General features: G+C 42.5%; 20 protein-coding genes. 11 read left to right on the top strand and 9 right to left on the bottom strand.

Annotated elements, in window-relative coordinates:
• Positions 1–63 precede the first annotated feature (63 nt).
• The gene (locus tag QMA04_RS07580) at positions 64–504 is read left to right on the top strand and encodes a hypothetical protein (protein WP_290184920.1); all 441 of its coding nucleotides are present in this window, start codon (positions 64–66) and stop codon (positions 502–504) included.
• Between the two features lie 325 nt (positions 505–829).
• Here QMA04_RS07580 and QMA04_RS07575 read toward each other — a convergent pair whose 3' ends face one another.
• The 3 genes from QMA04_RS07575 to QMA04_RS07565 form a co-directional block, all read right to left on the bottom strand.
• Complete coding sequence (locus tag QMA04_RS07575) at positions 830–1282, bottom strand: universal stress protein (RefSeq protein ID WP_203339915.1); 453 nt, start codon at positions 1280–1282, stop codon at positions 830–832.
• Positions 1283–1493: 211 nt separating this feature from the next.
• Complete coding sequence (locus QMA04_RS07570) at positions 1494–2387, bottom strand: SDR family oxidoreductase (RefSeq protein ID WP_290184918.1); 894 nt, start codon at positions 2385–2387, stop codon at positions 1494–1496.
• Positions 2388–2545: 158 nt separating this feature from the next.
• Positions 2546–3496, bottom strand: coding sequence for an MFS transporter (locus QMA04_RS07565; RefSeq protein ID WP_290184916.1), 951 nt, complete (start codon positions 3494–3496; stop codon positions 2546–2548).
• Positions 3497–3581: 85 nt separating this feature from the next.
• Between QMA04_RS07565 and QMA04_RS07560 the strand changes: the two genes are divergently transcribed.
• The 6 genes from QMA04_RS07560 to QMA04_RS07530 all read left to right on the top strand — a co-directional run bounded on the left by QMA04_RS07560 (position 3582) and on the right by QMA04_RS07530 (position 9433).
• On the top strand, positions 3582–4088 hold the full coding sequence (locus QMA04_RS07560; RefSeq protein WP_191715749.1) for an RrF2 family transcriptional regulator: 507 nt from the start codon (positions 3582–3584) through the stop codon (positions 4086–4088).
• A 2-nt stretch (positions 4089–4090) separates the two neighbouring features.
• Entirely contained in the window at positions 4091–6925 is a 2835-nt protein-coding gene (locus QMA04_RS07555; protein ID WP_290185241.1) for a YhgE/Pip domain-containing protein, read from the top strand.
• A 338-nt stretch (positions 6926–7263) separates the two neighbouring features.
• Positions 7264–7842, top strand: coding sequence for a histidine phosphatase family protein (locus QMA04_RS07550; protein WP_290184914.1), 579 nt, complete (start codon positions 7264–7266; stop codon positions 7840–7842).
• A 476-nt stretch (positions 7843–8318) separates the two neighbouring features.
• On the top strand, positions 8319–8462 hold the full coding sequence (locus tag QMA04_RS07540) for a hypothetical protein (RefSeq protein ID WP_290184913.1): 144 nt from the start codon (positions 8319–8321) through the stop codon (positions 8460–8462).
• A 139-nt stretch (positions 8463–8601) separates the two neighbouring features.
• Positions 8602–8895, top strand: a complete 294-nt coding sequence (locus QMA04_RS07535) for a hypothetical protein (protein ID WP_290184911.1) — start codon at positions 8602–8604, stop codon at positions 8893–8895.
• Positions 8896–8971: 76 nt separating this feature from the next.
• Positions 8972–9433 (top strand): DUF3916 domain-containing protein, encoded by a 462-nt coding sequence (locus tag QMA04_RS07530; protein ID WP_290184909.1) that lies wholly within the window; start codon positions 8972–8974, stop codon positions 9431–9433.
• A 90-nt stretch (positions 9434–9523) separates the two neighbouring features.
• Here QMA04_RS07530 and QMA04_RS07525 read toward each other — a convergent pair whose 3' ends face one another.
• From QMA04_RS07525 to QMA04_RS07515, 3 genes are all read right to left on the bottom strand, one after another.
• A complete protein-coding gene (locus QMA04_RS07525; protein WP_290184908.1) occupies positions 9524–11947 on the bottom strand; it encodes a PAS domain S-box protein in 2424 nt (807 codons plus the stop codon).
• Between the two features lie 277 nt (positions 11948–12224).
• Entirely contained in the window at positions 12225–13136 is a 912-nt protein-coding gene (cyoE, locus tag QMA04_RS07520; RefSeq protein ID WP_290184906.1) for a heme o synthase, read from the bottom strand.
• Positions 13137–13490: 354 nt separating this feature from the next.
• Positions 13491–13952, bottom strand: a complete 462-nt coding sequence (locus QMA04_RS07515) for a universal stress protein (RefSeq protein WP_203339923.1) — start codon at positions 13950–13952, stop codon at positions 13491–13493.
• 210 nt (positions 13953–14162) lie between these two features.
• Between QMA04_RS07515 and QMA04_RS07510 the strand changes: the two genes are divergently transcribed.
• Positions 14163–14366, top strand: a complete 204-nt coding sequence (locus QMA04_RS07510) for a hypothetical protein (RefSeq protein WP_290184904.1) — start codon at positions 14163–14165, stop codon at positions 14364–14366.
• A 136-nt stretch (positions 14367–14502) separates the two neighbouring features.
• Here the strand turns inward: QMA04_RS07510 and QMA04_RS07505 are convergent, their stop codons facing one another.
• Positions 14503–14733, bottom strand: a complete 231-nt coding sequence (locus tag QMA04_RS07505; RefSeq protein WP_290184902.1) for a hypothetical protein — start codon at positions 14731–14733, stop codon at positions 14503–14505.
• 61 nt (positions 14734–14794) lie between these two features.
• Here QMA04_RS07505 and QMA04_RS07500 point away from each other — a divergent pair, with 61 nt between their 5' ends.
• A complete protein-coding gene (locus QMA04_RS07500) occupies positions 14795–15313 on the top strand; it encodes a tubby C-terminal domain-like protein (protein ID WP_290184901.1) in 519 nt (172 codons plus the stop codon).
• A 78-nt stretch (positions 15314–15391) separates the two neighbouring features.
• On the opposite strand, the gene QMA04_RS07495 is transcribed toward QMA04_RS07500, so the two are convergent.
• Both QMA04_RS07495 and QMA04_RS07490 read right to left on the bottom strand, forming a co-directional pair.
• Positions 15392–15868 (bottom strand): DUF948 domain-containing protein, encoded by a 477-nt coding sequence (locus tag QMA04_RS07495; RefSeq protein ID WP_290184900.1) that lies wholly within the window; start codon positions 15866–15868, stop codon positions 15392–15394.
• A 186-nt stretch (positions 15869–16054) separates the two neighbouring features.
• Positions 16055–16681, bottom strand: a complete 627-nt coding sequence (locus QMA04_RS07490; RefSeq protein WP_290184898.1) for an RraA family protein — start codon at positions 16679–16681, stop codon at positions 16055–16057.
• A 332-nt stretch (positions 16682–17013) separates the two neighbouring features.
• On the opposite strand from QMA04_RS07490, the gene QMA04_RS07485 reads away from it, so the two are divergent.
• Both QMA04_RS07485 and QMA04_RS07480 read left to right on the top strand, forming a co-directional pair.
• Positions 17014–18165, top strand: a complete 1152-nt coding sequence (locus QMA04_RS07485) for a hypothetical protein (RefSeq protein ID WP_290184896.1) — start codon at positions 17014–17016, stop codon at positions 18163–18165.
• 241 nt (positions 18166–18406) lie between these two features.
• Positions 18407–19339: a DUF5996 family protein gene (locus QMA04_RS07480; RefSeq protein ID WP_290184894.1), complete on the top strand. Its 933-nt coding sequence runs from the start codon at positions 18407–18409 to the stop codon at positions 19337–19339.
• Positions 19340–19398 lie beyond the last annotated feature (59 nt).

The raw sequence follows: 19398 nt of genomic DNA, 5'->3' as shown, positions 1-19398 counted from the left end.
GTTCTCATAACGAGGATATCTCGTTATTTGAAACATAAAAACCGTAATTAAAAGGAGAAATCGATGTTACTCAATTACTTGAAAGGATCCTCTGCATCCGTGCTTTCTTCTATCGCTGTCATGTTCTTATTTATGATTTTGTTCGGTTCGGACTTCAGCTTAAGCGACGCATTATATGGATTTTATTCATATCTCTATATAGCCACATTTTTTGGCTATATCGGAGGGGTAGTTGCAATCGGCGTCGTTAGCTACTTCTCAGACAAAGGCGTTTTCAACAAGCGCCAGCTCGCTGTTTTTGCCATTGTCGGTCTCTTGATCGGGTTGGGTCTTGAATGGTTAACCGACTTTGGTGCATCGCCGTTCTTCTTGATAGGCGGCGTCGTGGGATCCCTTGCATTTTTAGCAGTACAAAACATGCAAAGCAAACTGATCGGATGGAGCATCGTAATCCTACATTTCGTGTTTTTCTTTATTTATCCTCTTGTTGACACGCACCTTTGATTATTAAGAATTGGAATAGAAATGTGGCTTTGTCTGGTGTTTGGCTAGTAAATGCCGAATCGGGAATTCTATTGGACTTCAAATTAGACGAAAGAAGATGAGAATCTGTGAAATATTCATTTCAAGTGATGACACAACAACAGGCACAACAAATTGCCGATCTCTGGCATTCTTAAAAGCAGGTCTATTCGTTCAGGCATCTGCGGTTAAGAAAATACACAGATCTAAAAGCCCGGTTAACTTAAACGATAAGTTAGCCGGGCATAGAAAAGTATTATGATAAAGAATACATGCTCATATCATTTCTTCATTTCCGATTTTCTTCTCATTTCCTTCTTTTATTGCCCCGAACCACTAAAACATCGCAAGGACTGCTGCTGACAATATGTTGCGATACGCTTCCCATCAGATAATGTTCAAATGCATTCAAGCCTTGGGCGCCGCATACAATTAAGTCTGCATCTAAACGGTTCGCATAATCACGCGAAATGACTTTTTTAGGAGAACCCGGCGTGATATAGACATTCACTTCCGGAATGCCAGCTGCTTCAGCTTCTTTTTTGTATTTACTAAGAAGTTCTTTTCCATCCTCGAAGACTTCATCATCAATATCCGGAACGTGTTTCGTCATCGTAGTGTAGGCCCGGGTATCTACTACGTGAAGCAGATGGAGAACGGCATTATGCCGTTTAGCCAACTCAATCGATTTTTTAAATGCCAGTTCCGCTTCATGTGAACCGTCCACAGCTGCCAAAATATTGTTGTATTCCAGTGTCATACTTACGCCTCCTCGTTTTTTCACTCGCTCCTATAGTTAATTCTTCACTTCTTTAATAAAACCTTTTAAAACTGAAAATTCAATTAATTTAAATGAATTAAAGAGTTAGAAACATGATTTTTAAATGGTGCTGAAGATTTCAGCTATACACTAAAAAAACTTACAGCCCAAGAAAAACAAGGGCTGTAAGCTTTTAGTATTTTTTGAGGGATTAGGCAGTCGGCATGCCGCCCGTGATGCTGTAAATCTGACCCGTTACATAGCTGGATTCGGGAGAAGCCAGGAATACATAAACGGGTGATAATTCCACAGGTTGCCCTGCACGTCCAAGAGGAGTTTCAGGTGTACCTTTTCCGAATTCCGGAATGTTTTCCTGCGGTTGGCCGCCGGAAATTTGAAGAGCAGTCCAAATTGGTCCCGGAGCAATGGAATTGACGCGAATGCCTTTTTCCGCCAATTGTTTCGATAAGGATTTTGTGAAACCGATAATTGCGAATTTCGTCGCTGCATAATCGACCAGCATCGGGCTCGGATCGAATCCTTCCACTGAGCTGGTTGTGATGATGGAAGCTCCTGCAGGAAGGTGCGGAAGCGCTGCTTTTACAGTCCAGAACATTGAATAGACGTTGATCTGGAATGTTTTCTCAAGTTGTTCAGTAGGCAAATCCAAAATATCCTCGACCGCTTGTTGCTTTCCGGCAACCAGTGCCAGGATGTCCAATCCGCCAAGTTCGGCGTTTGCCTGCTCGACCAGTTTCTGGCAGAAAGCCTCATTGCTCAGATCTCCTGGAATCAAGACGGCTTTCCGACCCTCGGCTTCAATCAGCTTTTTGACTTCTTCTGCATCAGGCTGTTCCACTGGCAAGTAGTTGATCGCAACGTCCGCTCCTTCACGGGCATAAGCGATTGCAGCTGCGCGGCCGATACCAGAATCGCCACCGGTTACAAGCGCTTTCCGCCCAGCTAGTTTGCCGGAACCGACATAACTTGTTTCACCGCAATCGGGCAGGGGATCCATTTGATTTTGAAGGCCTGGCGGCTCTTGAAATTGTTTTGGGAAATCATCTGTTGTGTATTGTGTTCTAGGGTTCGGCAAGTTTGTCATCTAACTCTCTCCTTAGTGGTTGATAATGGATAGTTTCTTTCTTTATCTACCACTTAAAAATAAGGCGAAACATAGATCGCTAAATGTAAGCGTTTTTAAATATAAAAAGGCTAAAACCGGCAATGGCGACTGTTCATGATGCTTTCGCATCGGACTTTTCATTGCTTTTTTATATCAGAAGATAAAGGAAGAATGGTGGTTCTACAAAAAAGAAAAAGAAGACCGATGATTGAAAACAGGATAAACGCAAAAGGATAGGAAATGCCTTCGACCAACATGCCTGCAGCTATAGAACCAGCGGACTGGCCAATTCCCAATGAGAAAAATGAAATACTGACGCCGGTCGAAGGCGAATCAGGAAATTGTCGGGTACCCCAGACGATAAAGAGGCCATTCATAAAAATAAACGATACGCCAAAAAGCAGAGCCGATACATGGATAGCTGCAGAATGTGATAGAGTTAAACCGAAAATAGCGGCTGATACCATCAGCACACCTAATTGGTAGGAGCGGTGCAGTCCAATTGAGTGGATGATGGTTCCGGCTATGCCTCCAATAATGCCCGCACCTCCCATAATGGTCCAAAATCCTACACTTTCACTTACTGATAAGTCGTGAATAGCGGTAATATAACTTCTTGAGAAGGTCCAATAAATTGCTGAGCTGAAACCGACCCCGAAGGAAGCCAGTATCAGAAAGCGCGCCTTAACCAATGGCTTAAATTTGAATTTAATTTGCTTGAACATTCGAACTCTCTGATTTTCTTCTTTGATTGAATAACTGTTCCACCAACAAATTATTAAAGCAATGATTGCGAATAAGACATAACTCCATCTCCACTGTTCCCCAAATGCCAAAGCTACAGGACCGGTCAATAAAATACCGAAACTCGTCCCCGTATTAATCCAGGTGTTTCCCTTATCCTGCAAGTCAGAACTCATCGATTGTGCTACCACTTGGCTAAAAGCCGGCGATACCCATCCGCTTCCTAAATCGTTCGGCAATGTCCACTCGTTTTTTATGCAATTAAATGTATCTTTATTTAAATTATAGCATAAAATTCCAAATGATTCAGATTCGTTAGTCCGAGTTAGATATGGCTCTTGCATTTTTTTGAAAAAGGTGTAGAATTCCTAAATAGATATCAGATGTCCATAATGGATATCTGAAGTAGATGAAAAAGAGGTGTTGGATATGCAATTGACAAAAGGGGTAGAGCAAGCATTTTGCATTATTGTTTTGCTGGCCACACAGGAAAGCAGCGCGCCGCTTGCTTCCGATGAAATCAGCAAAAGACTGGGCGTGTCGCCTTCGTATATGAAAAAAATCATCCGAAAATTGGTTGTCCAGGGAATTGCGGTTTCGGTCTCTGGAAATAATGGGGGCGTTTCACTTGCGAAGCCTGCAACTGATATTACCTTGCTGGATGTCATCGAAGCGATGGAAGGGCCGATTCAAATGTATCCGGATACTGGGTTGATCGGCTTGGCATTTCATGACGGAAAATATGCGAAAAAAGGACAGGAACTTCTGCGTAATGTGTTTGCGCAAGGAGATCGTTTGCTCATTGAGTACTTTTCTAATTTGACTGCAGCGGATTTGCTGAAAGAAGGACTTGGAACGGCAAACTTGCCGACTTTAAACTGGAACCGTGAAACTTTAAGTGACGTAATCGGTAAAGAACAGGATGATGACAAGTGAACATGCTTAGATTGGAATGGAAAAAATTGTTTTCCAAACCGCTGTTATTGGGAACAATGATTGTTATGATGTTTATCCCAATTATTTATGGAGGGTTTTTCCTTGGATCGTCCTGGGATCCTTACGGTAAAACTGATCGTTTGCCGGTGGCTGTTGTGAATGAAGACACAGCTGCAGATTACGATGGCACTACTTTCGCTGTCGGGGACGAATTGGTCGGTAACTTAAAAGAAAATGAAACACTGGACTGGCATTTTACAGATGCCAAAGAAGCTGAACGCGGCATGAATGACGGAAAATATTTTATGGTGTTGACCATTCCGAAGGATTTTTCAACAAATGCGGCGTCCATTATGGATGATCAGCCGAAAGCCATGAATTTGCAGTATGAAACCAATCCTGGCCGAGGCTTTTTCATTGAAGCTGTCAGCAAGCAGGCGACCATGGCCATTAAAGAAGAAATCGCAGAAAATGTAACAAAAGAATACGTAAAAGCAGTATTTGCGCAAATTGAAACACTTGGTGAAGGAGTAGGGCAGGCAGCTGAAGGTGCCGAACAGCTCAATGAAGGAACTGTTGAGCTCCAGGATGGCAATAAGGAACTGACTGCAGGGCTAATGGAATTGTCAGAAGGCAGTTTGACGTTCAAGGAAGGGGCCGAGCAGTTGGAAATTGGTGTTGGTCAATTTTCAGCGGGAACAACTGCACTGCGCAAAGGGGCAGACCAGTTGAACAAAGGAATTTTTGAGTACACTGAAGGCGTTGGAAGACTTCAAAGCGGAGTAGCTGGACTGGTTGAAGGCACAGCCGAGTTGAACAGTAATGGTTCTGCATTGGTTCAAGGGTCCGTGAAGTTGGCAGATGGCCTAGGTTCGCTGGTTCCTGGAGCTCAGCAGCTGAATGATGGATTGTCGGAAACTCAGCGCGGTAGTGAAGAGCTGGACAATGGCCTGCACGAATTGCAGTCACAAACCAGTCAACTGGCAGACAGCTCTTCAGGCATGCAGCAATTGGTTTCGGGTCAAGCCGCGCTCAATGATGGACTTGCAGAATTAGCTGCAGGAGGTTCGGCATTGAAGAATGGGTTAAACGAATTGAATGATGAACTGCCAGCGGCTGATCAAATCGCCAGCTTGCAGCAAGGGCTCGCCGGTATTCAAGAAAGCCTTAGCCAATTGAACAGTGCAGTTTCTGCAGGGAACGCTCAAGATGCATCCGGACTGCAAGCAAAATTAGCTGCAGCTCAACAAAGTTTAGAGGAACTGACGCCAGTTTCTTCCGTCTCAGCTGTGGAGTCGCTGCAGGCGTCTCCCGCTTTTGGCAGCTTAACAGAAGAGCAGCAGGCAGAGCTGAAAGCTGCTGTCAATGACAGTTTGGAAGAACAGTCAGCGGTGCAGCAAGCTACACTTGAAACACTCAAGACTAGCCTTGGCGCGGTGTCATCCGGTTTAAACGATCAATTGATCCCGGCTTTTCAATCACTCGGTTCATTGCCGGGACAAATCGCCGAATTGAACAATGCGGTCGAGCGTGTCAATCCACAAGCGGTGCAGGCACTCGGTGGTTATGCAGCTGTCCAGGATGCGCTGAGCAGCCGATTGATTCCGGGCGCTGCTGCTCTTGCTGCAGGTGCAGATGAAGCCAAGCAAGGTAGTGGGGAATTATTGGCTGGTATAGAGACAACCACACAAAAATTGCCGCAATTGGCAGAGGCAGTTGATCGTTTGGCACAAGGCAGTTCTTCGTTGACTAAAGGCGTATCGTCTCTTGCTGATGGTTCAGCTGGATTGGTCGAAGGGGCAAGTGCCTTACAGCAAGGATCGCAGGAGCTGAAAAGTGGAACTGCTGCTTATGCAGAAGGGGTTGCCGAAGCAGCAGAAGGAGCGGGGCAACTTCAGCAAGGTACCGAGCAGCTAGCTGTAAATTCCGAAAAATTGACTTCCGGTTCCAGCGAATTGGCAGAGGGTGCCAATCGTTTGGATCAAGGGCTTCCGGCGCTTTCCGGAGGAGTGGGTGAACTTGCCGGCGGTGCACTTGAGCTGCGCAATGGGGCAGGACGGTTACAAGATGGTTCAGGTGAGCTGGGAGCAGGCATAGGTAAACTATCAGAGGGATCATCTGAACTCGCTGCAAGCTTGGGCGAGGGAGCAGAAGACATCAATGGCACCCAGTTGAAGGATGCGAACTTTAAACTGCTGGCTGCTCCGGCAATAGCCACTGAGAGCCAGCGCAGTGAAGTGCCAAACTATGGCCATGCGTTAGCCCCGTACATCTTATCGCTTGGCCTCTTCGTAGGTGCTTTATCGTTCAATCTGGTATTTCCGATCAATGCGCCGGCAGGGCGTCCGACTTCCGGAACAGCTTGGTGGCTCAGCAAGTTTTCGATTGGCTTTGTCCAGGCGACTGCTGCTGCATTGATTGTCGATGCCATCATGTTGTTCGGTTTCCACCTTCAAGTGGAACATATCGGAGAGTTCATCGCAGTTTCTGTGATCACCTCACTTACTTATATGTTCCTGATCATGTTCTTGGCAATCACATTCGGTAATCCAGGCCGCTTTATGGCCATGATCTTGCTCGTCGTTCAATTGGGTGCGAGCGGTGGCATGTTCCCGGTAGAACTGACCAATGGATTTTTCCAGAAAGTCCATGACTTTGTTCCAATGAGCTATGCGCTTCTTGGTTTCCGGGAAGCTATGTCTTCAGCATATGGAAATGAAACGTTTATGATGAGCATATGGGTGCTCGGTGGGTTTATTCTGGTCTTCAACGTGCTGCTATGGCTTGTTCTAAGCATCAGAAGCCGCAAAGCATTTAGGTTGGCAGAAGAAAATTAATTGATGAACCTCTTTTGATCGTCCGCAAAAATGGATGTTCGAGAGAGGTTTTTTTGTGCAGACAAAAATCTTGGATAAGAACAAACACCAATCAATTTAAAGGAAAAGAATAGTCAATCACTTTGTTTTTTATTGGTTTTATTTGGTATATTAAGAATAGAATCAACATCTTCCGGGAGCTCCGACGGCAAGGTTATAGAATGGAACCGGGAACATTGCCAACGGTTCTTCCGGAAGTTGTGCGGTTGACCAACAGGGTTAAGTCGTGGAAGTGGGAATCTGACGTATGGAGTCATTTTTAAATGGTAATTACTGTTTAAAATGGGGAGGCAGGGAATATGGAATTGATTTTTATTCGTCATGGCCAAGGAACACATACGAGTAATTTGCCGAACAGTCTTGGAATGAGAAATCCTTCGCTAACCAGCAAAGGCATGGACCAGGCGAAAAAATTAAGGTCTGCACTGCCTTTGACTGCTGAGGATGTTGTGGTTGTCAGCCCTACTCTGAGAACGCTCCAGACTGCTTCTGTGTGGAGCAGAAATGTGGATTGTATTAAAGTTGTCCACCCGTTGGCGGCGCCCCGGATATTTCCTGCCCACGCGGATGCTGTGACATCTCGCTGTGATGAGCTGCTCGATACACAAACGATGCAAGAAGAATTTCCTGCCTTTCATTTTGCTCAAAATCAGGATTCTTCGTTGTGGAAAACAGGTATCAATATACTGCCAGAATATGAATTCAGCTGCTTGGCCGAAGACTTTTTTGGTTTTTGCCGAAGTTTTCAACGAAAGAGAATCTACATTATTACACATGATGGGACCATCACTTCTTACCGGCAACTCATATCAGGGCGATTGCTTACAAGACAAGATTTTCTGAATGAAACGGAATTTTTCAGGTTGGTTATTAACTAATTGGCGATCATATCGAGAAACAAACCTTGTAAGTAAAACCTCTAAATAAGAAGAGGAATGGATAATGTGGCAAGAAGGAATGCTTTAAACGGCAAGGGGAAGTTTTAAAATTTTTGAAAGAGTCCATGTGTGCCACTGGTAGTTACCCATATTCCAACAGCCAAACTGACTGTATTCGAAGAGAGTAATCATAATCCGTTTTCCGAAGAGGAAAATAAATTCAGGGAATTCGTTAAGAATACAATTTAGTTGGAAAACGAAAAGAGAGGAATTAAATTTGATGAATAACAGATGATTTAGGTACCTTATAGAAACGGAAGTGAGCCCATATGAAGCGATTGTTCGGAGTGCTGGTCATTCTCCTGCTGGTGGTATCGGCCTGCGGAAACTATGAGGGGACAGTGACAGAAAAGTAAGAGACTAGTTTCATTATCGAAGTACCTTCAACTGGTGAAGGAAAAACCGCAGCATATGAAATGCATCTGAATGATGGTGCCGTTTTTAAAGGAGCCATAAGTTCCTACAAAGAATTGGAAGTGGGCGATCAAGTCCGCGTCATTCCGTTTGATGTACCGAAAGATTTTTCGGGCATTCTTCCTTCAGATGTCATTGTGGAATGAATTTTTAGGGTGCTGTGAAAAAATGATTTGATCGATGCTGATGAACTCAACAAGATGATGCAAATCATTTATTTCAATTTCTGAAACTATCGGTTCCATTATTTCGTAAAAGAAGTAGGGACGACAGGGAGTTGATAAAATGAACCCATATCCGAAGGCGACGCCTAAACCAGGACCTGAAAATCCAAAGGTATTCTCCGTGCGAAAAGTTCTAAATTGGTACGGTGTGTTTCTTATTTCAGGACTGCTGCTTTCGATCTTTACGCATGAAATTGCAGACACAAACGGATTTCTGCTTTTTATTTTGATCATTGGTGTTCTTTATTTTATGATGCTGAATCTGTATTTTATAAGCGATTTTGGAAGAACTATGGTAGTTGGCATGATGGGAGCTATTGCTTTGTTTAGCCTCTTCATGGTGTTTTATCTTTAGTTTTATCTAACTGTAAATTGAGGAGAACTGACATGAGAGAAAAAAAGTTCGGGGGATTAAACAGAAGACGGAAAACATGGTCAAACGGATTAAAGAAAACACAGCGGTATTTCCAACGGATTTCTATAATGGATACTGGCATATGCATTTGCCGGTTCACCAAGGTTTTATCAACTCCGATCAAACATCTCGGAAAGTTAAACAACTTTGTATGCAAACACTTATAGAACGGGTGGCATACCTTAAAGATCTAAAGCCTTATGACCAAGTGGAATACCGTGTTGTAGCTTCAATTGATTTTCCGAGTTTGTGGAATTCACAAATCATTGTTTTTAAAGGGAACGAACATTTCCAAGATTTCTTTATCCGTGAAGATGAGGACCAGAAATGGATTCCGCTTCCGGAGACTCGAAATGTTCGGGCAGAATGGAATTTGGACGTTCCTGAAGACTTATCCATTTCCGGTTTCAAGGAAATAATCGATGATGAAGAAGGCTATTATGAAAATGAAATTTGGTTTATCGGTGATAGTAAATAAACGAAATTTAAATGAAAGAAGGAGAAAAACGATGCCAACGCATGGTTTTTCTCCTTCTTTCGTTCTGCTCTCAGTTAAGCTGCCTGGTTTTTAATTGTAAATCCGATAATGATCGTGGTCTGATGTTTTCGCCTCGTAAAGAGCCATATCTGCGTATTTAACCAATGATTTTTCATTATCAGCGTTGTCGGGGTATAACGAAATGCCGATTTCGGCTCCAATTTTAATTTCACAACCGTTAAAGAGCAGGGGAGATTCGAGTGATTTCAGTATTCGCTTTGCTGTTTGTTCGGCCACTTCGACTGAATCAAGTCCCGGTAAAACAATCCCCATTTCGTCACCGCCCAAACGGGCAACCGTGTCGCTAGATCGGATGCTGGACTCTAGCCGCATCGCCATTTCCCTGATGACTGCATCTCCTGCATCGTGTCCGAACTGGTCATTGATTTGTTTAAACTTGCGGCCATCCAACATAAGTACAGCTACTTTTTTTCCGGTGGCGTCGGCTTGGAAAATAGCTTTCTTTAATTTGTCATCAAAAGTCCGGCGGTTGGGGATACCGGTTAAATGATCATAAAATGCCATCTTCTCTACTTTGTCCTGTAGCTTCTTGCGTTCTGTGATGTCCCTTGCAATCGTGAAGAATTGCTTTAATTCCCCATTCGACAAGACTGGGGTGGGGGATATCTCCATCCAGACATAATGTCCCTTCCGATGCATACACCTCACTTCTACTGTGGTAGATTCTCCTCTATCAATGAGGGATGCGACACTTTCAATTAAATTACAAGTATCCTCCGGATGAACGTTCGTAGTAAAAGGGCTTCCGATAAAGATTTGATCCGAGTATCCCAACACTTTTTCGCTGGCGGGCGATACGTATTCCACTTTTCCGGAAAGGTCGATCAATGTAATGATGTCAAAAGTGCTTTCTGTAATCAGCCGGTATTTTTCCTGGCTTTTCTGTAGTTCCTGTTCTGCTTTTTTTAATTCGGTCACATTTTTATAGACGATTGTCGCGCCAATGACTTTTCTATCCGAATTTCGGACTGGGGAATAGGAAGAAATGATATTCAACGGTTTCCCGGTTTTGTCGATGCGCAGTGTATCATGAAACTTGACCGTTTCTCCGTCCAATATCCGTCCTATAATATGGTCTTGATCAGATCTCATATGAGATGGGATGATTGTTCCTTTTCCAGTTTTCATTTCGTCTTCTGTAAAGCCGAATGTTTCTTCAAAGGCCGGGTTTACTTTTAAAATATCTCCTTTTGTATCAATATAAAAGAGGGGATCGGTTGAGTTTTCCCAGAAAACTTCGAGTTCTTCTTTTGCCTTTGTCAGCGCCTTAGCAGCTAAATTTTTTTCAGTGATATCGGTGATGATGCCGTGGATTCCAAGCATTTGTCCATCTACGATCAGAGGGATATTCAGGACCTGCAAATCAATCAACCCGCCATTTTTCTTATGGAAAGCCATTTCATAACGTTCCGGCTGTTCGCTGTTAATCGCTTTGTAAAAATAGTCGCGTACTTTTTCTATTTCTTCAGGCATGACGATCGATAAAAATGAATTTGCCTTTAATTCCTCAAACGTATAACCGGTGATGTTTTCGGTACCCGCATTGATGCTTTCCAGGTTGCCGGTCCGGTCAAACGTGAAAATTCCATGCGGGTGATTGTCGAATAGCGATTTATACCGCTGTTCATTCTCGCGCAACAATCGCTCTGTTTTTTTCTGATCTGAAATTTCTTTGGCGATGGCATAAATTCCATTCACTTGATTTTCAATGATGATGGGAATGGTATTCACTTGAAAGACAGCCTTCTGTCGTTTTTTTGTATAGATCACCGTTTCAAATTCAACAGAAACTCCGGTCAAGGCTTTTTCAAAATGAGAGAGCGTGTCCTCTAAATAGCGATCGACGACCATTGAAACAACGGACTGGCCAATCAGCTCTTTTTCAGAGAACCCTGTAACTTCTGTGACTGTATGGTTGATGCTGATGAAATTTTTGTCTTGATCAAATTCAAATACCGCATTTCCGTTGTTTTCGACCAGTGAGTTCAATCGTTTTCTCTCGACATCGATTTCCCTTTTAGTCTTCAGCAGAGCTTCCTTTCTCTGTTCTCTTTCGGTGACGTCCCGCACGACAGTCATTATATACTGGCATTGATCAGGTTTGACTAGTACCGGACTCAACATTATTTCACCGATAAAAAACCCATTGTCTGTTTGAATCTTTTCAATAAATTCTCTCGGTTTTTGCGCAGCTGTTACTTCTTGGTGTTGTCGGATTATTGCTTGACTTTGCTCAGGAAGGAAAACTTCTTCAATCAGACAGCCGATAATTTTCTGTGGGGGCATGATAGCCAACGCTGCTGGATTAGCGTAAAGATAACGATAGGAATTTCCGTCTTTCGCCATCAGGAAAATGGGGTCTTGAATCAAATCAAAAAGAGCAGTGGAAGCTAAAATATCCTGTCCCAGCTCTTTTGACAAATATTTCATCATTATTGATCTCCTTCCAATCATAACTTTTCTTCTTTTATGTATGGATAGTTTATGCGCGGGGGTCTATTAGACTAGTTCTCCAAGATTCTTAAAAAGTAATTAATTCCCATGTAATTTAAGTTTACTAGATTAAGCAACAGCAAGATAGGGATTTCTAAAACTTAATACAATAATTTAGAATATTTAGAAGGAGATTTATGGCAATAAAAAAACAGGTAGATCAGCTGCGATACTGTCTACCTGTTTCGTCACGTAACATTTTTTACTGGATTGTTTGTCAATAAATTCCGGAAAGAATCATCCCGATGGAAGCATAAATAATTACCGTTGAATAAATAACGACCATATGCACCAAGGAGAATAAAAACATTTTATCGGCCCATACTTTAATGCCGTATTTCTGGGATCCGAAAAGGCTTAAGCCCAGCCATAGAAGTCCCATGACTAGAGAAACCAAGGTCAAGCCGAGGCTTAAGGGCAAAAACAGCAGGCTTGAAATCACCAATAAAACTAAATAGATATTAGTTTGTAAATAAGTGCGCTTTGCACCTTTGGCGACGGGAAGCATCGGAATATTTGCTGCTGTATAATCCTCTTGCTTACGAATGGCAATTGCGTAAAAATGGGGCATTTGCCAGATCACCATAATCAGGAATAACGCCCAGCAGGCAGGATGCCAGATATCAGGTGCTACAGCGGCCCAGCCGATCAAAGGAGGCATAGCGCCTGAAATACTTCCCACTTCCGTGTTCCAGATTGTCCGGCGCTTTGTCCACATGGTATAAGGCACCACGTAGAAAAACACGCCGAGAAATCCGAGGAATGCGGTTAGTGGGGAAGCCACATACAATAAAGCCAAGCCGATAACCAATAACAGAATTGCAGCCCATAAGACTTTTTTGATCGCTATAGATCCTGTTACCGTCGGGCGGCTTTTGGTCCGGTTCATGACAGCATCGATGTCACGGTCGTAAAGATTATTGAACGAACCAGCTGCTGCAATAATAGCTGCTGTACCTATTAAGGCTAAAAGGATATTGCCGATATTCTCTGTAAAGCTTTCTTGGTACGTATACAACGCGAGCATCAATCCTGCGAGCATGGGAATCAAATTCGATTTGATAATTCCTGTTTTCACGACTTGTGCCCATAATGTTTTCTGAGATGGTGCAGTTAGTTCTATTTTCATTTTCAAACTCCTCTTATGTCCACGACTATTAATATACCTCAGCTGACAGGCAAATTTCCATTAAACCAGCATTTTTGCCAAATCATTTTTGAACATTTCAAGTCTATTGTGAAACATGTAAAAATATGCCACAGTTTAAACGTAAGATTTGAGTTGAAATTGCAATAAATTCAATCGCAAGGGATGGCTTTGCCTGCGGGACAGGAGAGGACTGGAGAGAAAGCATCGGATGTGCTTCACTTTATCACAAATCAAAAAGCCTCTTCCTTGTTGCAGGAAAGAGGCTTTGAGCCAATGAAAGGTTTGAAAAATGAAACGTCATTGATAGGTGCCTAACAGCAGGAAATGGAATCCTTAATTGACCTCTTCTTCAGGGTCCGGAATACGGACCACCAGTACATCGCAGGGGCTGCTGCGGACAATATGCTGCGAAACACTTCCAAGCATGAAACGTTCCAAGGCATTGATTCCGGATGCACCGCATATGATCAGGTCCGCTTCAACTTGTTTAGCAAAGTCTCGGGCAATAACCCTCTTAGGTGAACCTGAAGTGACGATGTTGTTTACATTTTCCACTCCGGCGTCCACGGCTTCGGCTTTGTATTTCTCCAGAAGTTCTCTGCCGTACTTAAAAGCCTGCTGTTCGGTATCAACGCCGTGGAGTCTGATGGGCGTATAGGTCCGGGGGTCAGCAACGTAAATCAAGTTCAAATTGGCATTGTTTCGTTTGGCGATGCCGATCGACTTTTTGAATGCGAGTCCTGCTTCGTCCGAGCCGTCAACTGCTACGAGAATCTCTTTGTAAGCTAAAGCCATTGTTTACCCTCCTGTCAATTTGTGTAGTATTAAGTACTTCTCCGTTGAACGGGAGAACTCCTGCAGTTAAACGGAGCAATTGGGTTAGCTAAATAGACCGGCACTTTTGCGATTGAGGCTGTGTGTTTCATTCCAGTTATTACATCTTGGGGATAAAATGGATGATCAGCAAAATTCGTCAACCCACCAACATTCCAGGAGGTGAATCGCATGGGAAGAATATTAAAGTATCTGCTGAATTTCATTGCAGGAATGATTGTTTACTGGACGATTACAACCTTATGGATATATTGGAAAAGAAAAACAGATGAAACTTGCAGTGGAATCATTCGTATATTTACTATCAATTATACATTTAAGGAGCGATTATCAGGAGAATCAAGACGTTTGTTGGATGGAGCGAAAGCAACTTAGATCAAAAAGTGAATGGATTCTCGAAGATTCCACATTGGAGATTGTGGATATTAAATAGGCTATTCATTTCTTTTTCTTCAGCACAATGGTGATTTATAAACAATCAACTTATTCGAAAGACCCCATCTAAATAAAGTTACAAACGTTTATTGAAGACAGAAAACGTGCCATAAACCACAGCGATGCAAAGTATCGTAATGCTGAATGCATTCGTAATCAAATCAACGTCCAGTTCATTGATTGAACTTAAGGTTTCTCCATCTTTTCCAATTGAAACCATTGTCCACCCATTATAGCTAAGCAGAAAATAGGATAGCGTCAAACCTAAAACCAGGCCTATAACAATTGAGAGCCAGCCTTTTTTCATCAATAATTCCTCCTGATCGAAAATTCATATTGTAGATTAAAATAATGTAAGGAGGCAGGGGATGCAGCAGTTTACTTATCGAGTCCACAAAACGTTTCAGCGGCCGAAAAAAATGACGCTAAGAGACGAATCGGGACAAGCGTTGTTCTTATTGCACCGAAAGCGCCATCCATTTATAGCAGGGATTTTCAATGCATTGCTGAGTTCCGGTTTGCCTTATACATATTTAATTACACAGTTGGATGGAAAACCCTTTTACAGCATCGAATGTTCGTTTCCAGGTTTCGGTTATCGTATTTTAGACCATCAAACCCACAAATCTGTCCTGGTTGCAGAACATCGCATTCAATTGATAGAAATAGCTTATTCATTTAAATTGGACAACCGCAGCTATTATTTTGAGAAAGACTTTGCTGGGACGGGCCATTTGAAATGCAATGACACAGAAATTGCGGCTGTATCAATGTCCAACTTAATCGTCAACTCTGAGCTTGATGTGGTCCATGTCGAGGCGGTAAATCAGGATAAGGCGTCATTAGCTGCAGTGCTATTTCACACATTCTTTTATTACAACCCGTAGTGAAATCCAGAGTTGATAACGCAGAAAAAATACACTCTGTATCGGATACCCAACACAGAGTGTATTTTCATTAACAAATTAATATTCTTTTACGTCCGGCATGTTGGTTGGAGAATAAGTAGAGTTGCTTTTATTAGGCAACTTACGGTTTTTGATCATGTCAACTAAACCGATTGCCGTATTGCTGTATTGATTAACTTCTGCGATATTGCGTTTATCCCGATCCACTCGAGTCGTAATATCACCTGTAATCGATCGGACGGTTGCGTTCAAGTCAACAACCGAATTCAGGGTGCCTTTAGCGGCATCAACCAAAGTTCCGATTTTTTCAGATTTTACTTGCACATCTTCTTTTAATTCATTTGCAGTATGCGATAAAGTCGTTGCTTCCAAGTTAAGTTTGTCCACACGCTCTTTCAAGTTGTTTGCGGAACCTTTCATTTTTTTCACCGGTTCTTTGATTCCCGAAATCAGCATAACAACGCCGACGATTGCGATAATCAGGCCCAGCACGAAGATTCCAAGTGCTATGTACAGCCACATTGTTGAATCCATGGTGTATTCCTCCTCTAAATTTATTGATGTCTTGGATATGCTATACCCGTTATGTCCCATCGCTTAACCCATCAAAGGGTGGTTTTTGCCCGTATAGCAAAGGTTTTGGAAGGATGGGCATTGTCATTATCAAAAAACCCATGATTTTTTTCGAAAAGCTCCTAGTGGCCATTGTCTTTTCGTCATTTAAGCTTTCCCGATCTGCTCTTTTAAATACTTCTTAACAGCGACAATATCTTCTGAAACGGAAGCGGCACGCTCATCATCTTTTTTGAGTTTCTCCAGTGAACCGGCTAAAACATCTTCTGCCTTGGCCTGAGGGATCACAGTGACGCCATCGCAGTCTCCGACAATGATGTCACCGGGCTGAACCGGAACGCCCCCACAGGAAATTGCCGTATTGATCTCTCCTTGTCCGGCCTTGTTGCCGGCTGCAATTGTGGTGCCTTTACAGAAAATCGGGAAATCCAATGCCTTGCATGCCTCCAGATCCCGAACGGCACCATCTACGACAAAGCCGGCGATGCCCAAGGTCTTGGCCATGCCGATGACAAAATCACCTGCGACAGCACGTGACAAATCACCTTTTGCATCAATGACGATAATGTCCCCAGGTTCGGCTGCATCCAACGCTTTCATAATACTGTAATTGTCTCCGATAGGCATTTTGACGGTAAGGGCTCTTCCGCTGATTTTGTAGGTGTCCTTAAGCGGTTTAATGGATGGATCCAGATTATTCATCCCTTTCATTGCATCGGAAATTGCGGTGGTCGGAATGGATTTGAATTGTTCACTGATCGCTTTATTCGGCATTTTGACAACACTCCTTTTGATTTCAGAAAAGAAATTGAAGAATAGCCATTCAAATCTGGATTACTTTCTCTTATTAGATAAAAGCATATCGTTAACTGAAGAATAAGTAAAATCGAATCTATTAGTGAATATCAATAAGTACTACTTGAATATTGAAAAATGAATCTGTCTATTCCTAAGCAAAATTCTTCACAAGGATAGGTATAGGCAATGCTTTATAAATAAGTTATTTTCAATTAAGTGTAAGGGAAATACCCGTTTGTTTAATTCCTTTATATCCAGGAAATGGGTATAATAAATGAATTAATTGTTGGATTAAGGGAGGGAAGATTATGCTATGGACGACAAAATTTGAGAACAGATTCGAAGCATTTTGGGATTGGTTCAAAGTTAGAGAAGAGACCTATTGGGACTTGCAGCTACCTGACAGAGATAAAGAGTTGGACAATTTGACGATAAGGCTTCAACGGGTCAATCCTCAAATAAGCTGCAAAATCTGCGGTGAACTTACAAACGGAAAGAGACAGTTGGTTCTAAGTGCAGAAGGAAAAGTGGAGGCTTTTGATGATGTACTGAATTTGGAAATGGCTGCCCCCGAACTACAGAAATTTGAAATTAATTCATGCTGTCAGTCTATTTCAGAAGGAGTGGAAGTGATTACTGATTTAAGTTTTCTTCCCCCGACATTGAAGCGTTTGAAATCTTTTGATGAGGTGCTGCATAGGGATGGAAAATCATTGGATGAGTATATGGGCTTGCATTGGATAGATGATACAAAGGCCTACCAGCAGACGCCGCTCGACGTGCTCCCTTTCATGGGGACAGGTGTAGATGGAATTCATATTGGCCTGTTGACGGATTTTGGTAAAGTCACCGATCTGGAACAGGCATTTATCGTCAGTATTTCACCAATGGATTTTGAAAATGAAGTGAAGTTGCTTGCCAGAAATGCAAAAGAATTTATTGATTATCTCTACAGTGATGAGGAATTATTGTTTTTATTTAATGGATCGATGCTTGAGTCGATTGATGATTACCAAATAATGAAGCAAAATGCAGAAAAGGACGCCTCAACGGAAACGGATTTTTACAGAGTACGAAAAGAAGTGGCAGCGAAATTGCAAGAAGTCATGGGCTGTGTGGATATAGCCAACGTCTACGAGTACATTCAGAAGATAGTAACTGCGTCAAGAAGTACGCAGGTCGTTCTGCCGACAATGGATGGCCTTGGTATAGCCGCTACAGAAAATATAGCGGATCATTCTCCCCTTTTTCCTTTAACAAGAAATGAAGACCCGGCTTTAGAAGAAATTATGACATTTTTTGTTTCTGCTCCAAAGGAAAGTAAATTGGCTTTGATCAGAGATGTACAATTCACTGGATTGGTTTTTGAAGATCCTGAACTAAAGGCATTTCTCATCGAAGAATTGAAGGAAATGGGCTGCTGCAAAGAAGCTGAACGATTGGTTAGTTTAAATTGGTGAACCTGAAATATCAGTGTGGGACCCTTGCATAATAGAGAAAAGTTTAAAAAATATACTACTATTCAGCATCTATGTATGAATGGTTGCCGATTAGTTTCTATTTGTCCAAAAGATTTGATTTCTTTCGCTTAATATTCTTCTAACTTGCTACGGACATGGGCAGTCTCTGGTACATTATGTTTCTTATTTGGTGACGGTTGGTATAGTAGTTAAAACAACACGGATCCAGGAGGCGAACAGAATGAAGGTTGATGGGATCAAGCATTCCGAGTGGGCTGATACCAAATTCACATTGCATTTGATTTCACAGATTCTGGGGAAAATAAAACTGGAAACTGCCCAACAGGAGCCGCAGTGGGCGCATGTCGGACTGTGCTTAACAACTGATGGATTTTCGACAGGGATGCTGTTTCAAAAGAATACAGCTTTTCAACTGGATGTAGACATCCGCAACAGCCAAATCCTTATCAATGTGGACGGCAACGTCCGATCCCTGGAATTGAAATCCTCCAAAGCCATAAAGGATTATTTTGAAGAAATAATGGAAGCGTTGAATTCAAATGGCATCCGCGTCACGATCAATCCTAAACCGCAGGAAATGGCCTATCAGAAAAACTTGAACGAAGACAGCACTCCCTTAACTTTTAATCGCCAGCAAGCGATGAGGGGGCTGCAACTATTCCATTTGGCACAGCGTGAACAACTGAAGTTTATAGGCCCACTCAGATGCCGGAAAGTGAAACCTCAACTGTTTTGGGGAACATTTGATGTGTCTTTGTTGATTGTCAAAAACAAAATGGACCCATTTCCGGAAAACAAAATCATCGAAAAAGCGGCTTTTGATGAACAGATGATCGAATATGGATTTTGGTTGGGAGATGATAAAGTCGATGTTCCGACTTTTTTTGTGCTGCCTTATCCATTCATCTATAAAGACTTAAATTTTGACGCCCTGAAACCCAAAGAGGCTTACTATGATCAATCAGTGAGTGAATACTTTCTCAGTTTAGAAAATGCCTTTAGTTCTGATGGTGCAGGTCAGCCAATACAGGATTTTTTTCATTCCAGTTTCGATATTTTGTCTCGGGAACTCCTGTGGGCAGACAGCGCCCATTATTTCATTCCCTTGAAGATGAACAAACAAAATGATGCCGATCGCACGGATAAGGGGTAACAAAGCTGATTAATACTGCTGAATTGGCTGTGCTATAAAAGTATGGCCTGTTTTTAGGA

The sequence above is a fragment of the Planococcus sp. APC 3900 genome, assembly GCF_030407735.1.
GTDB classification, from domain to species: domain Bacteria; phylum Bacillota; class Bacilli; order Bacillales_A; family Planococcaceae; genus Planococcus; species Planococcus notacanthi.
The sequence above is the reverse complement of the archived record's forward strand: the minus strand, read 5'-3'. Positions and strand labels throughout refer to the sequence as shown.

Excerpts from the sequence above, each read along its gene's own strand:
- QMA04_RS07555 (WP_290185241.1), top strand. The coding sequence starts at position 4,091 with ATGCTTAGATTGGAATGGAAAAAATTGTTTTCCAAACCGCTGTTATTG.
- QMA04_RS07535 (WP_290184911.1), top strand. The coding sequence starts at position 8,602 with ATGAACCCATATCCGAAGGCGACGCCTAAACCAGGACCTGAAAATCCA.
- QMA04_RS07560 (WP_191715749.1), top strand. The coding sequence starts at position 3,582 with ATGCAATTGACAAAAGGGGTAGAGCAAGCATTTTGCATTATTGTTTTG.
- QMA04_RS07525 (WP_290184908.1), bottom strand. The coding sequence starts at position 11,947 with ATGATGAAATATTTGTCAAAAGAGCTGGGACAGGATATTTTAGCTTCC.
- cyoE (WP_290184906.1), bottom strand. The coding sequence starts at position 13,136 with ATGAAAATAGAACTAACTGCACCATCTCAGAAAACATTATGGGCACAA.
- QMA04_RS07570 (WP_290184918.1), bottom strand. The coding sequence starts at position 2,387 with ATGACAAACTTGCCGAACCCTAGAACACAATACACAACAGATGATTTC.
- QMA04_RS07550 (WP_290184914.1), top strand. The coding sequence starts at position 7,264 with ATGGAATTGATTTTTATTCGTCATGGCCAAGGAACACATACGAGTAAT.
- QMA04_RS07540 (WP_290184913.1), top strand. The coding sequence starts at position 8,319 with ATGCATCTGAATGATGGTGCCGTTTTTAAAGGAGCCATAAGTTCCTAC.
- QMA04_RS07575 (WP_203339915.1), bottom strand. The coding sequence starts at position 1,282 with ATGACACTGGAATACAACAATATTTTGGCAGCTGTGGACGGTTCACAT.
- QMA04_RS07480 (WP_290184894.1), top strand. The coding sequence starts at position 18,407 with ATGAAGGTTGATGGGATCAAGCATTCCGAGTGGGCTGATACCAAATTC.
- QMA04_RS07510 (WP_290184904.1), top strand. The coding sequence starts at position 14,163 with ATGGGAAGAATATTAAAGTATCTGCTGAATTTCATTGCAGGAATGATT.
- QMA04_RS07490 (WP_290184898.1), bottom strand. The coding sequence starts at position 16,681 with ATGCCGAATAAAGCGATCAGTGAACAATTCAAATCCATTCCGACCACC.
- QMA04_RS07565 (WP_290184916.1), bottom strand. The coding sequence starts at position 3,496 with ATGCAAGAGCCATATCTAACTCGGACTAACGAATCTGAATCATTTGGA.
- QMA04_RS07500 (WP_290184901.1), top strand. The coding sequence starts at position 14,795 with ATGCAGCAGTTTACTTATCGAGTCCACAAAACGTTTCAGCGGCCGAAA.
- QMA04_RS07530 (WP_290184909.1), top strand. The coding sequence starts at position 8,972 with ATGGTCAAACGGATTAAAGAAAACACAGCGGTATTTCCAACGGATTTC.
- QMA04_RS07485 (WP_290184896.1), top strand. The coding sequence starts at position 17,014 with ATGCTATGGACGACAAAATTTGAGAACAGATTCGAAGCATTTTGGGAT.
- QMA04_RS07505 (WP_290184902.1), bottom strand. The coding sequence starts at position 14,733 with ATGAAAAAAGGCTGGCTCTCAATTGTTATAGGCCTGGTTTTAGGTTTG.
- QMA04_RS07495 (WP_290184900.1), bottom strand. The coding sequence starts at position 15,868 with ATGGATTCAACAATGTGGCTGTACATAGCACTTGGAATCTTCGTGCTG.
- QMA04_RS07580 (WP_290184920.1), top strand. The coding sequence starts at position 64 with ATGTTACTCAATTACTTGAAAGGATCCTCTGCATCCGTGCTTTCTTCT.
- QMA04_RS07515 (WP_203339923.1), bottom strand. The coding sequence starts at position 13,952 with ATGGCTTTAGCTTACAAAGAGATTCTCGTAGCAGTTGACGGCTCGGAC.